The 13,752-nt window shown below is 61.9% G+C and carries 10 protein-coding genes and 1 pseudogene; 10 read left to right on the top strand and 1 reads right to left on the bottom strand.

Translation table 11 applies throughout. From position 1 onward, the window contains the following. The first annotated feature begins 55 nt into the window (after positions 1-55). From K5R88_RS26595 to nagE, 5 genes and pseudogenes are all read left to right on the top strand, one after another. The gene (locus tag K5R88_RS26595; RefSeq protein ID WP_008042387.1) at positions 56-787 is read left to right on the top strand and encodes a GntR family transcriptional regulator; all 732 of its coding nucleotides are present in this window, start codon (positions 56-58) and stop codon (positions 785-787) included. A gap of 64 nt (positions 788-851) precedes the next feature. Next, positions 852-1,934: pseudogene (nagA, locus tag K5R88_RS26590) on the top strand (N-acetylglucosamine-6-phosphate deacetylase); the annotation flags it as partial. Between the two features lie 15 nt (positions 1,935-1,949). Continuing rightward, entirely contained in the window at positions 1,950-2,960 is a 1,011-nt protein-coding gene (locus K5R88_RS26585) for an SIS domain-containing protein (protein WP_442963919.1), read from the top strand. A 163-nt stretch (positions 2,961-3,123) separates the two neighbouring features. Beyond that, positions 3,124-5,640: a phosphoenolpyruvate--protein phosphotransferase gene (gene ptsP, locus K5R88_RS26580; protein ID WP_226298674.1), complete on the top strand. Its 2,517-nt coding sequence runs from the start codon at positions 3,124-3,126 to the stop codon at positions 5,638-5,640. A 33-nt stretch (positions 5,641-5,673) separates the two neighbouring features. Beyond that, entirely contained in the window at positions 5,674-7,389 is a 1,716-nt protein-coding gene (gene nagE / locus K5R88_RS26575) for an N-acetylglucosamine-specific PTS transporter subunit IIBC (protein ID WP_226298673.1), read from the top strand. Positions 7,390-7,509: 120 nt separating this feature from the next. On the opposite strand, the gene K5R88_RS26570 is transcribed toward nagE, so the two are convergent. After that, positions 7,510-7,797: a hypothetical protein gene (locus tag K5R88_RS26570; RefSeq protein WP_226298672.1), complete on the bottom strand. Its 288-nt coding sequence runs from the start codon at positions 7,795-7,797 to the stop codon at positions 7,510-7,512. 335 nt (positions 7,798-8,132) lie between these two features. Between K5R88_RS26570 and lon the strand changes: the two genes are divergently transcribed. From lon to cmoB, 5 genes are all read left to right on the top strand, one after another. Beyond that, a complete protein-coding gene (gene lon / locus K5R88_RS26565) occupies positions 8,133-10,550 on the top strand; it encodes an endopeptidase La (RefSeq protein WP_008042395.1) in 2,418 nt (805 codons plus the stop codon). 217 nt (positions 10,551-10,767) lie between these two features. Continuing rightward, entirely contained in the window at positions 10,768-11,160 is a 393-nt protein-coding gene (locus tag K5R88_RS26560) for a protease inhibitor I42 family protein (RefSeq protein ID WP_223520672.1), read from the top strand. Between the two features lie 2 nt (positions 11,161-11,162). Further along, positions 11,163-11,798, top strand: coding sequence for a lysoplasmalogenase (locus K5R88_RS26555; RefSeq protein ID WP_192420143.1), 636 nt, complete (start codon positions 11,163-11,165; stop codon positions 11,796-11,798). 152 nt (positions 11,799-11,950) lie between these two features. Next, positions 11,951-12,730, top strand: a complete 780-nt coding sequence (gene cmoA / locus K5R88_RS26550; RefSeq protein WP_177318187.1) for a carboxy-S-adenosyl-L-methionine synthase CmoA — start codon at positions 11,951-11,953, stop codon at positions 12,728-12,730. Beyond that, on the top strand, positions 12,727-13,683 hold the full coding sequence (cmoB, locus tag K5R88_RS26545; RefSeq protein WP_226298671.1) for a tRNA 5-methoxyuridine(34)/uridine 5-oxyacetic acid(34) synthase CmoB: 957 nt from the start codon (positions 12,727-12,729) through the stop codon (positions 13,681-13,683). Before cmoA ends, cmoB begins: the two co-directional genes overlap by 4 nt. The last annotated feature ends 69 nt before the right edge of the window (positions 13,684-13,752 follow it).

Here is a 13,752-nt window from a genome sequence, read left to right as displayed (position 1 = left end):
GTTTTCGCTGCACTACCGGGCGACAACACTCCAATATCCGCATCGGACACCCAACATGAATGACCTCCAGGCCCTGCGCCCTGACGACACCCAACCCACGCCGCTGTACCTGCAACTGGCGCGTAATCTGGAAGCGGCGATCCACGCCGGCCAGTGGAAAGCCGAGCAGGCGATGCCGTCGGAACGCAACCTCAGCGAAATACTGGGCATCTCCCGCGTCACCGCCCGCAAGGCGTTGGAAGTGCTGTTCGATCAAGGCTTGATCCGGCGCAATCAAGGGTCCGGCACCTTCATCACCCCGCGCCTGGAACAACCACTGTCGCGCCTCTCGGGTTTCAGCGAGATGCTGCGGCTGAAAGGCTTCGTCCCCGGCTCGCAATGGCTGGAACGGGAAATCACCCCGCCGACCCACGAAGAACTGATTCGCCTCGGCCTGTCGCCAAACGACAAGGTCGCCCGGCTCAAACGCCTGCGCAAAGCCGACGACACGGTAATGGCCATCGAGATGAGCACCCTGCCCGCCTCGATCATTCCCAAGCCGCAAGCGGTGGGCGATTCCCTCTACGAATACCTCGACGGCATCGGCAAACCGGTGGTCCGCGCCTTGCAGCACATCCAGGCGATCAACGCCTCGGACGAATTCGCCGCACTGGTCGGCATCGCCCCCGGCACCGCCATGTTGCTGATGACCCGGGTCGGCTACCTCGAAGACAACACGCCGATCGAAGTCACCGACACCTATTGCCGCAACGACTACTACGACTTTGTCGCAGAGCTTCGTAGATAAAGAGCTTCGTAGATAAAGAGCTTCGTTGATAAAGAGCTTCGCCGCTAAGAACCGAGACCCCATCATGTCCGAAGACAACATCCTCACCGCCGGCGGCTGGATACGCGGCCGGCTGGTTCACGAACACGGCAAGATCCTGTCGATCGAAGGCGTGCCGTGCGATCCGGCAGATAACGACCTGCCTTACTTGCTGCCCGGTTTCATCGACCTGCACGTTCACGGCGGCGGTGGCAAAGACATCATGGAAGGCGCGACCGCCTTCGAAACCATCACCCGAACCCACGTGCGTTTCGGCACCACCTCGTTGCTGGCGACCACCATGACCGCGCCGAGCGAAGAGATTTCCAGTGTGCTCAAAGCCGTCGGCGAGTTCTGCGAACAACGCCCGAGCGGCAGCGCCCGCGTGCTCGGTGTGCACCTGGAAGGCCCGTACATCAACCCTGGCAAACTTGGCGCACAACCGAATTTCGCCCATACCGCGTTGATGGCCGAAGTCGAGGAATACCTGGCCCTGGCGCCGATCCGCGTCATCACCATTGCTCCGGAAATCGCTGGCCACGATGCCTTGATCCGCGCCCTCAGTTCGCGTGGCGTGCGCATGCAGATCGGCCACACCCTTGGCAGTTACGAGGAAGGTGTGGCCGCACTGGCCGCCGGCGCGAGCAGTTTTACCCACCTCTACAACGCCATGAGCCCGCTGCATCATCGCGAGCCTGGCATCGTCGGCGCAGCGCTGGCGCATGCGAAATACGCGGAACTGATTCCGGACTTGCTGCACGTGCACCCCGGCGCGATGCGCGTAGCCCTGCGCTCGATTCCGTGCCTGTATTGCGTCACGGATTCCACCGCCGCCGCCGGCATGCCGGACGGTGAATACAAGCTCGGTAGCCACACGGTGACCAAATGCCTGGGCGGTGTGCGCCTGCCCGACGGCACCCTGGCCGGCAGCACGCTGACCATGGATCAGGCGTTGCGCAACCTGGTGAAGATCGGTTTGCCGATCGCCGAGGCTTCGCAACGTCTTTCGCAATTCCCCGCCGACTACCTCGGCATCACCGAACGCGGACGCCTGCAACCCGGCGCCTGGGCCGACTGCGTGCGGCTGGATCGCTCACTCACACTGACCGCCGTCATGGTCGAAGGAGAAGACATTGACTTCAAAATGCTTGAAGAGGCGCTGTCCTCGTTCGAAGCCGTGCAGGCGCAGTTGCAGCAACTCGACCCGCAGATGATCGAAATTGCCGGGCGTCTGCGCCGTCAGCCGCCGCAAGTGGCGATGACCGTCGCGCGCGGCAGTTCCGACCATGCCGCCAGCTACTTCGCCTACCTGACCATGCAGCAACTGGGGATTCCCGTGGCGTCGCTGCCGATGTCGGTGGTGACCATGCAACAAGCGCCGTTGAAGGTCAGCGGTCAGGTGGCATTCGCTTTCTCACAATCAGGGCAAAGCCCGGATCTGGTGAACAGCCTGCGCCTGTTGCGCAAACGCGGCGCCTTGAGCATTTCCATGGTCAACGCCGAAAGTTCGCCGCTGGAAGCCGCGTGTGAATTCAGCCTGCCGCTGTGCGCGGGGACGGAAAGCAGCGTCGCCGCGACCAAGAGTTTTATCGCCACCCTCAGCGCCAGCGCCCGCCTGATCGCGCACTGGAAAGAAGACGAGCAATTGCTTGAAGCCGGCCACGCCTTGCCGGAAGGTCTGCGCGAAGCGGCGCAGCAGGACTGGAGCCTGGCCATCGACGCCTTGCGCGATTGCCAACGCCTGATGGTGATCGGCCGTGGCGCCGGTTTCGCCATCGCCCAGGAAGCGGCGCTCAAATTCAAGGAGACCTCGGCGATTCAGGCCGAAGCCTTCAGCAGTGCCGAAGTCCGTCACGGCCCGATGGCGTTGATCGGCGAGCACTATCCGTTGCTGGTGTTCGCCCCACGCGGTGCCGAGCAGGCTGGCCTGATCAGTCTCGCCGCCGACATGCGTCTGCGGGGGGCACGCGTATTGCTGGCCGCGCCGGATGACATCGCCGAACGCGACCTCACCCTGACCCGCGCCGAACACTCGGCCCTCGATCCGATTCTGGCGATCCAGAGTTTCTACGTCATGGCCGCTGGTCTGGCGGTGGCGCGCGGCATGGACCCGGACCAGCCACGGCACCTGAGCAAAGTCACGCGAACGCATTGATTCGAATGGTGAATGCATACCCCAGCAGGAGCCGAGCTTGCTCGCGAAGACGTTGGTACATCCGACGCATCATCTGCGGCTGAAATGCCGCCTTCGCGAGCAAGCTCGGCTCCTACAGGGGACGGCGTTGATACGAACTGTTGTTTTTTGATGAGACCGAGCCATGCACAACAATAATAAAGAGCTGACCCTCAGCGCCCCGCTCAGCGGCCCGGTGCTCACACTCGCCAAGGTCCCGGACCCGGTGTTCGCCAGCGGCGCGATGGGCGACGGGATCGCCATCGATCCGCTGAACGATACCCTGCACGCGCCGTGCGCCGGCGTGGTGGTGCACGTCGCCCGCACCGGCCACGCCATCACCTTGCGCGCCGACAACGGCGCCGAATTGCTGCTGCACCTGGGCCTGGACACCGTCGAGTTGCAGGGCAACGGGTTCTCGATGCTGGTCAAGGAAGGGGCGCGCGTCGCCAATGGCCAGCCACTGCTGCGCTATGACCTGGACAAGGTCGCGCAGCAGTGCAAAAGCCTGGTCAGCCTGATGATCCTGACCAACAGCGAGGACTTTCAGGCGCGGCCAATCACGCTGAAATCGGTGAAGGTCGGTGAACCGTTGCTGCACATCATTCGTCGACAGGCGTCTGGCGCGCAGGCAGAAGCGGACCTGTCCGGGGAAGCGTTTGTCGGCCACATCCGTATCGCCCACCGGGGTGGTTTGCACGCTCGGCCGGCAGCGCTGATCCGCCAGACCGCACAAGGCTTCAAAAGCAAATCGCAGCTGCACTTCGCCGGCAAATCGGCGCGCTGCGACAGCCTGATCGGGTTGATGGGGCTGGCCATCGGTGAGCAGGACGAGGTTCAGGTCAGCTGTCAGGGCACGGATGCCGAAGCGGCGCTGCAAGCATTGTTGACGGCATTGTCCACCGCGCTGACCGAAGACAGTCACGCCATCGCGCCAACACCGATTGCCCAGCGTCGGCGTGCAGCCGAAGCGGGTGTACTTCATGGTGTGTGCGCTGCGCCCGGCCTGGTCGGCGGACCGCTATTTCGCTTGAACACGATCAGCTTGCCGGAGGACGCCGGCAACCACGTTCCGGAGCAACAGCGCCATGCCCTTGATACCGCGCTGAACGCCGTGCGCCACGAAATCGATACCACGCTGGCCCAGGCCAGGAAGCACAAGGACACCGACGAAGAAGCGATCTTCGCCGCGCACCTCGCCCTGCTCGAAGACCCGGCGCTGTTGGATGCAGCACACGCCGCCATCGACCGGGGCGTGGCCGCGACTCACGCCTGGAGCCAATCGATCGATGTGCAATGCGACGTGCTGCAGCAACTCGGCAGCCCATTGCTGGCCGAACGCGCCAACGACTTGCGCGACCTCAAGCAACGGGTATTGCGCGCGCTGCTCGGTGAGCGCTGGCACTACGACCTGCCGGCCGGCGCCATCGTCGCCGCGCATGAACTGACCCCGTCCGACCTGCTGCAACTCAGCCAGCAAGGGGTCGCCGGGCTGTGCATGGCCGAGGGCGGCGCGACGTCCCACGTGGCGATTCTCGCTCGCGGCAAAGGCTTGCCGTGCATGGTCGCGCTGGGGTCGGCGCTGCTGGATCAGCAACAGGGCCAGGCGGTGGTGCTGGATGCCGACGGTGGGCGTCTCGAACTCGCGCCTTCTGCCCAGCGCATGGCCGACGTGCATCAGGCGCAACGGGACCACCAGCAACGTCGAGCGCTGCAACAATCTCAGGCGCATACCCAGGCGCTGACGCTCGACGGGGTGCAGATCGAAGTCGCCGCCAATGTCGCCTCCAGCGCTGAGGCAGCCGATGCGCTGGCCAACGGCGCCGATGGCGTCGGCCTGCTGCGCACCGAGTTCCTGTTCGTCGACCGCCACACTGCGCCGGACGAAGAGGAACAGCGTGTCGCCTATCAAGCGGTGCTCGACGCCATGGGCGACAAGTCGGTGATTATCCGCACCATCGACGTCGGCGGCGACAAGCAGCTCGATTACCTGCCATTGCCGACCGAGGCCAATCCGGTGCTCGGCTTGCGCGGGATTCGCCTGGCTCAGGCCCGTCCGGAAATTCTCGATCAGCAACTGCGCGCCCTGCTGCACGTCAGCCCGTTGTCGCGCTGCCGGATCCTGCTGCCGATGGTCACCGAAGTCGACGAGCTGTTGCACGTCCGCCAGCGTCTCGAGGCCTTGTGCGCGGAGCTCGGTGTCAGCGAGCGCCCGGAGTTGGGGGTGATGATCGAAGTCCCGGCCGCCGCGTTGCTGGCCGAGCAACTGGCCGAGCACGCGGACTTCCTGTCCATCGGCACCAACGATTTGTCCCAGTACACCCTGGCGATGGACCGCGACCACGCCGGCCTCGCGTCGCGGGTCGATGCCATGCACCCGGCGCTGCTGCGGCTGATCGCCCAGACCTGCTCCGGTGCCGCCGTGCATGGCCGCTGGGTCGGCGTGTGCGGCGCGCTCGCCTCCGATCCGCTGGCGACGCCGGTCCTGATTGGCCTGGGCATCAGCGAGTTGTCGGTCAGCCCGGTGCAAATCGGCGAAATCAAGGACCGCGTGCGCCACCTCGACGCCAGCGAATGCCGACGCATCAGCCACGGCCTGCTCAAGCTGAGCAGCGCCAGCGCGGTGCGTCACGCCTGTCACCAACATTGGCCTCTGAGCTGAACAACTAATAACAAGAATCCAGGGAGATCCGCCATGTACCAATACTTCATCGAAGGCCTGCAGCGCCTCGGCCGTGCGCTGATGCTGCCGATCGCGATCCTGCCGATTGCCGGGTTGTTGCTGCGCCTGGGCGACACCGACCTGCTGGACATCGCGATCATCCACGATGCCGGTCAGGTCATCTTCGCCAACCTGGCGATGATCTTCGCCATCGGCATCGCGGTCGGCTTCGCCAAGGACAACAACGGCACCGCAGGCCTCGCTGGAGTGATTGGCTACCTGGTGATGATCTCCACCCTCAAGGTGCTCGACGCGAGCATCAACATGGGCATGCTCGCGGGGATCGTCAGCGGCTTGATGGCCGGTGCGCTGTACAACCGTTTCAAAGACATCAAGCTCCCGGAATACCTGGCGTTCTTCGGCGGCCGGCGCTTTGTGCCGATCATCACCGGGTTCGCCGCAGTCGGCCTGGGCGTGGTGTTCGGCCTGATCTGGCCGCCGATCCAGCACGGCATCAACAGCTTCGGCGTGTTGATGCTGGAAAGCGGCAGCGTGGGCGCCTTCATTTTCGGCGTGCTCAACCGCCTGCTGATCGTGACCGGCCTGCACCACATCATCAACAACATGGCGTGGTTCGTCTTCGGCAACTTCACTGACCCGGCCACCGGCGCACTGGTGACCGGCGATATCTCGCGCTACTTCGCCGGTGACCCCAAGGGCGGCCAATTCACTACCGGCATGTTCCCGGTGATGCTCTTCGGCCTGCCAGCGGCGTGCCTGGCAATGTACCGCAATGCGTTGCCGGAACGGCGCAAAGTGATGGGCGGGATCTTCCTGTCGATGGCGCTGACCTCGTTCCTGACTGGGGTGACCGAGCCGATCGAATTCGCCTTCATGTTTCTCGCGCCGCTGCTGTATCTGCTGCACGCGCTGCTGACGGGCCTGTCGATGGCTGTCACCAACCTTCTGAACATCCACCTCGGTTTCACCTTCTCCGGCGGCTTCATCGACATGATTCTCGGTTGGGGCAAATCCACTAATGGGTGGCGGGTGATCCCGGTGGGGCTGGCCTATGCGGTGATTTATTACACGGTGTTCAATTTCTGCATTCGCCGGTTCAACCTGAAGACGCCTGGGCGTGAAGACGTGGCCACGACCGAGAAAGCGCGGGTGGCGGAAAACCAACGGGCCGGGGCGTACATCAAGGCGCTGGGCGGCGCGCAGAATTTGCTCACCGTCGGTGCCTGCACCACGCGACTGCGACTGGACATGGTGGATCGCAACAAGGCCAACGATGCCGAGCTGAAAGCGCTGGGCGCGATGGCTGTGGTGCGTCCGGGCAAGGGCGGGAGTTTGCAGGTGGTCGTCGGGCCCATGGCCGACAGTATTGCCGACGAAATCCGCCTGGCGATGCCGGCAGTCAGCCGTGCGGCGGTGTCGACACCGGCGGTTGCGATTGATACGCCTGCGCCTGCCGTCGTGGCGCACCCGGAAGCACAGCGCTGGCTGAATGCGTTGGGTGGCAGGGAAAACGTCTTGCAGATGGATTGCGTGGCCATGACCCGGATTCGTCTGCAACTGGCCGACGGCAAGACCTTGTCGGAATGTGAATTGAAGGCACTGGGTTGTCAGGGAGTCAGTCAGCTGGACGGTGGCATCTGGCATCTGTTGGTCGGCGACAAAGCGCCGAGCCTGACCGATGCGCTGGAGGCGTTGGTCAATCGCAGTGAGGTGAGTGCCAAGGTCTGAGGCCGGAATTGCCACAGATAATCGTCCACTTGGCTTGAGTCAAGTAACAAGACAAATAGTAAAACACCGCTGTGGGTAGTTTCAGCGGTGTTTTAGAAGTTCAGGCAGCGGGTACGAACTTCACCCTAACAGTACTTCGAAAAATAGTTCTTTTTCTTCTTTCAGATGCTCGAATTTTACCCTCGTGTGATAAGAACCTGGTTTCAAGTAAAGTGTGACCCTGCCGAAATGGTCACCGGCCGAACTTACGGTAAACCTAGGATCTTTTTCATTATTAAAGAAAATCTCGACAAGCTTATTGGCAGGCGTAGTACCAAAAAACGTCAACGCCTCTCCTGTTACTTTTGTGCCGTCAACAACCTCATTACCCGCAGAATCATGGATCACAATTGTATTGTCGATAGTCATGTTATTGGTCCTTCAAAGCGTTATTTACGGAAGCCTTATCCAATCTGAAACGGCATTTTCCGACAACTGTCAGAACTAACAGGTGCACGGCGATATCAGACCAACGGTAAATTCGAATCTCGATCTCTACGCTGATCAGCTGGTTGGAAAAAGCGTCGCCTGCTGGAATGCGCTACAACTGCAGGAGTCGATTGCCAGCGATGTGGTCCGCACAAACACCAAAAATCCCCCAACCCTGTCGAAAACCTGAACGCACATCACGAAACACCCCCAGCCATTGAAACCACCCCCCACCTGCCCCATCTAAGACCCATACCCCATTGCGCAGGTGCCCCATGAGCGACCAGCAAGAATTCCCCGAAGACCCGAGCGACTACGCCGACCCCGAAAACGCCCCGCACCACTCCACCGGCAAAGGCCTCGCCCTGCCCGGCCAGAACCTGCCGGACAAGGTCTACATCATCCCGATCCACAATCGCCCGTTCTTCCCGGCCCAAGTGCTGCCGGTGATCGTCAATGAAGAACCGTGGGCTGAAACGCTGGATCTGGTGAGCAAATCCGATCACCACTCCCTGGCCCTGTTCTACATGGACACGCCCCAGGAAGACCCGCGCCATTTCGACACCTCGGCCCTGCCGCTCTACGGCACGCTGGTCAAGGTGCACCACGCCAGCCGCGAAAACGGCAAGCTGCAATTCGTCGCCCAGGGCCTGACCCGCGTACGCCTCAAGACCTGGCTCAAGCACCATCGCCCGCCGTACCTGGTGGAAGTCGAGTACCCGCACCAGCCCACCGAGCCGACCGACGAGGTCAAGGCCTACGGCATGGCGCTGATCAACGCGATCAAGGAACTGCTGCCGCTCAACCCGCTGTACAGCGAAGAGCTGAAGAACTACCTCAACCGCTTCAGCCCCAACGATCCGTCGCCGCTGACCGACTTCGCCGCCGCCCTGACGTCGGCGACCGGCAGCGAGCTGCAAGAAGTGCTCGACTGCGTGCCGATGCTCAAGCGCATGGAAAAAGTCCTGCCGATGCTGCGCAAGGAAGTTGAAGTTGCGCGGCTGCAAAAAGAAATTTCCGCCGAAGTTAACCGCAAGATCGGCGAGCATCAGCGCGAGTTCTTCCTCAAAGAACAGTTAAAAGTCATCCAGCAAGAGCTGGGCCTGACCAAGGACGACCGCAGCGCCGACATCGAGCAGTTCGAACAGCGCCTGGTCGGCAAGGTGTTGTCGACGCAGGCACAGAAACGCATTGAAGAGGAAATGAACAAGCTGTCGATCCTCGAGACCGGATCGCCGGAGTACGCGGTCACGCGCAACTACCTCGACTGGGCGACCTCGGTGCCGTGGGGCGTGTATGGCGAGGACAAACTCGACCTCAAACATGCCCGCAAGGTGCTGGACAAACACCACGCGGGCCTCGATGACATCAAGGACCGCATTCTCGAGTTCCTCGCCGTGGGAGCCTACAAAGGTGAGATCAGCGGCTCCATCGTGCTGCTGGTCGGCCCGCCGGGCGTGGGTAAAACCAGCGTCGGCAAATCCATCGCCGAATCCTTGGGCCGACCGTTCTATCGTTTCAGCCTCGGCGGCATGCGCGACGAAGCCGAGATCAAGGGCCACCGTCGCACCTACATTGGTGCGATGCCGGGCAAACTCGTGCAAGCGTTGAAAGACGTCGAAGTGATGAACCCGGTGATCATGCTCGACGAAATCGACAAGATGGGCCAGAGCTACCAGGGCGATCCGGCCTCGGCGCTGCTGGAAACCCTCGACCCGGAACAGAACGTCGAATTCCTCGACCATTACCTGGACCTGCGTCTGGACCTGTCGAAAGTGCTGTTCGTCTGCACCGCCAACACCCTCGATTCAATCCCCGGCCCGTTGCTCGACCGGATGGAAGTGATTCGCCTGTCGGGTTACATCACCGAAGAAAAAATCGCCATCGCCAAGCGTCATCTGTGGCCCAAGCAGCTTGAGAAGGCGGGCGTGTCGAAAGGCAGCCTGAGCATCAGCGACACCGCGTTGAAGGCGCTGATCGACGGTTACGCCCGTGAAGCCGGGGTGCGGCAGTTGGAAAAACAACTGGGCAAACTGGTGCGCAAGGCGGTGATGAAGTTGATCGATGAGCCAAAAGCGGTGATCAAGCTCGGCCCGAAAGACCTCGAAGCCTCACTCGGCCACCCGGTGTTCCGCAACGAGCAAGTGCTGTCCGGTACCGGCGTGATCACCGGGCTGGCCTGGACCAGTATGGGCGGCGCGACACTGCCGATTGAAGCGACGCGGATTCACACGCTCAACCGTGGTTTCAAACTCACCGGGCAATTGGGTGACGTGATGAAGGAGTCGGCGGAAATTGCCTACAGCTACGTCAGCTCGAATCTGAAGTCGTTTGGCGGCGATCCGAAGTTCTTCGACGAGGCTTTCGTCCACCTGCACGTACCGGAAGGCGCCACCCCGAAAGACGGCCCGAGCGCCGGCGTGACCATGGCCAGCGCCCTGCTCTCGCTGGCACGCAATCAGCCGCCGAAAAAAGGCGTGGCCATGACCGGCGAACTGACGCTGACGGGGCATGTTTTACCGATTGGCGGAGTGCGCGAGAAGGTGATTGCGGCGCGGCGGCAGAAGATTTTTGAATTGATTCTGCCGGAGCCTAACCGTGGGAGCTTTGATGAATTGCCGGATTATCTGAAGGAAGGGATTACCGTGCATTTTGCCAAGCGCTTTGCGGATGTGGCGAAGGTGTTGTTCTGATCGTCATGTAGTGGCTGCACGATTGCTATCGCGAGCAGGCTCGCTCCCACAGTGGTTGGTGGTGTTCACAAATCTCGTGTCCACTGCGAATCCCCTGTGGGAGCGAGCCTGCTCGCGATGGCGTCAGCACTGACAGCGCCGGCTTCCGCAGCTGTCACAATTTGTCTCATCTCGGTTATGCTCGCCGTTCGTCGTGAATGCCGGAGCCACTGCCCCCATGTCCCCCACCCGCCTGTTTGTCCCTCTCGCCCTCGCCTTGCTGGCCGCGTGCGCCACGCAACCGAAACAGAACGTGACCGTGGAAAAACAAAGCGAATGCCCCGTGCAACTGCACAACGGGCAAAACCTGATCCTGTCCCTGCCGAGCAACCCGACCACGGGTTACCGCTGGGCGATCCAGGATTCGGCCGGTGGCGTATTACGCGCTCTGGGGCCAGAAGTTTATCGAAACCCGGAAGATGCCGGTGTCGTGGGCGCAGCCGGTGTGTCGACCTGGCGCTTTCAGGCGTTCGCGGCCGGTTCGGGGCGCTTGCGCCTGACTTCGCAACAACCCTGGGCGCCGGAAGTGCCGGCGGTGGAAACCTTCGACTGCGCGATCTCGGTTAACTGATCATGGGCTGGCTGATTCTGGCGCTGATGGGCGCGGTGACCTTTCTTTACGGCCTGAGCGTGCACGCCGCGCTGCTCTGCCTGCTGGTCAAACCGTTGCCCGTGCTGGCCTTGCTCGGCTGGCTGCACGATGCGCCGCCCAGCGAATATCGACGCTGGATCAGCCTGGGCTTGATCTTTTCCCTGCTCGGCGATGTCTTGCTCGCGTGGCCGGGGGATTTGTTTGTGTTCGGCCTCGGGGCGTTTTTGGTCGCGCACCTTGCCTATCTGAAAGCTTATTTGAGTGATTGCCGGCGGTTGGCGGTGCTGCCGTTGATCCTCGCGCTGGGCGTCGGCGCGGTGCTGTTGGGGATTTTGATTGCCAATGGTTTGGGCCCCCTGCTGATCCCGGTGATTGTCTACGGCCTGGCCATCAGCGCCATGCTTTGGCGGGCACTGGCTCGCCTGGGCACCGATGTACCGAAGCGCTCTGCGCTGCTGGCGGCGGGCGGCGCGCTGGCGTTTGTGTTTTCAGATAGCGTGATTGGTATCAATCGGTTTGTTGCGCCGTTTCATGCCGCGCCTTACGTCATCATCCTCAGTTACTGGCTGGGGCAATGGGGGATTGCGGCGTCGGCGTTCGGCACCAAACCGCGCTGAACTCATCGCGAGCAGGCTCGCTCCCACAGGTACAGCGCAATCCCTGTAGGAGCGAGCCTGCTCGCGAAGCAATGTCCCTGAACACGAATATCTAAAAGCCTGCCCACCGCTTTATCAGACAACCCGCGCATCCCCGCGCCAAGTTGGCTAAAATGCCGGCCTTTTCCACATACGCCGCTGGAACCGCCGTGAGCAAAGAACCCGATCGCCTTTTCGCCCAGCCTTTGGCCCAGGTGCCCGACTTCGCCTTTAACGAGGACGTGGTGCGGGTGTTCCCGGACATGATCAAGCGCTCGGTGCCAGGTTATCCGACCATTGTCGAAAACCTCGGCGTGCTCGCCGCGCAATTCGCCCAGCCCAACAGCGTGCTCTACGACCTCGGCTCGTCCCTCGGCGCCGTGACCCAGGCGTTGCGCCGTCACGTGCGCACCGATGGCTGCCGCGTCATCGCTGTGGATAACTCGGCGGCGATGGTCGAACGCTGCCGCGAATACCTCAACGGTCAGGATTCGATGTTCCAGGAGTTGCTGCCGGTGGAAGTGATCGAAGGCGACATCCTCGCCCTCGACTTTCAGCCAGCCTCCGTAGTGGCGCTGAACTTCACGTTGCAATTCATTGCTCCCGAGCAGCGCACCGCGTTGCTGAGTCGCATCCGTCAATCGCTGCTGCCTGGCGGTGCGTTGATCCTCTCGGAAAAGCTGCGCTTCAACGACCCCGAAGAACATGCGCTGCTCACCGACCTGCACGTCGCCTTCAAACGCGCCAACGGCTACAGCGAACTGGAAATCGCCCAGAAGCGCAGCGCCATCGAAAACGTCATGAAGCCCGACAGCCTCGAAGAACACCGCGAGCGCCTGTTGGCCGCCGGGTTCTCGAAAGTCGTGCCGTGGTTCCAGTGTCTTAACTTTGCCTCGTTGATTGCCTTGCCATGATTGATCTGTCCCCCCTCGCCCGCCGTCTGGCCGGTACACCGCTGGCCGAATGGGCCAACACCCTGCAAGCGCAACTCGACAAGAAAATGGAAAAGGGTCACGGCGACCTGGAGCGCTGGCAGAACGCGCTGGACGCCTTGCCGAAGATCCAGCCGAGCGAAGTCGACCTGCTCAACGGCCTGACCCTGGACACCGATTGCGACGCTGAGACCCGCGCGCAAATGCGTACCGCATTGATGGGGTTGTCGCCGTGGCGCAAAGGCCCGTTCGATCTGTTCGGCGTGCACGTCGATACCGAATGGCGCTCGGACTGGAAATGGTCGCGAGTCGCGCCACATCTGAACCTGAAGGGCAAACGCATCCTCGATGTCGGCTGCGGCAATGGTTACTACATGTGGCGCATGCTCGGTGCCGGCGCGGACAGCGTGATCGGTGTCGACCCGAACTGGCTGTTCTTCTGTCAGTTCCAGGCGGTTCAGCGTTATTTGTCCGAGCCCAATGCCTGGCACCTGCCGTTTCCTTTTGAAGACCTGCCACCGGAACTCGAAGGCTTCGACACAGTGTTTTCCATGGGCGTGTTCTACCACCGCCGCTCGCCGATCGAGCATCTGTTGGCGCTGAAGGATTGCCTGGTCAAGGGCGGCGAACTGGTGCTGGAGACGCTGGTGATCGAAGGCGATCAGCAGCAGGTGCTGGTGCCGGAAGATCGTTATGCGCAGATGCGTAACGTGTGGTTCCTGCCATCGGTGCCGGCACTGATGCTTTGGTTGCGGCGTGCCGGTTTCACGGACGTGAAGTGCGTGGATGTCAGCGTGACGACCGTCGAGGAACAGCGCGGGACGGAGTGGATGAAGTATCAGTCGTTGTGTGATTTCCTCGATCCCGAGGATCACAGCAAGACGATTGAAGGGTTGCCGGCGCCGATGCGTGCCGTCATCGTCGCCCGTAAGTAAAAGCTTCGCGGGCAAGCCTCGCTCCTACAGGTTATGCGTCGGTCGCGGAATTGGCGTACGACACAACCC

The sequence above is a fragment of the Pseudomonas sp. MM213 genome, from assembly GCF_020423045.1.
GTDB lineage: Bacteria > Pseudomonadota > Gammaproteobacteria > Pseudomonadales > Pseudomonadaceae > Aquipseudomonas > Aquipseudomonas migulae.
The sequence above is the reverse complement of the archived record's forward strand: the minus strand, read 5'-3'. Positions and strand labels throughout refer to the sequence as shown.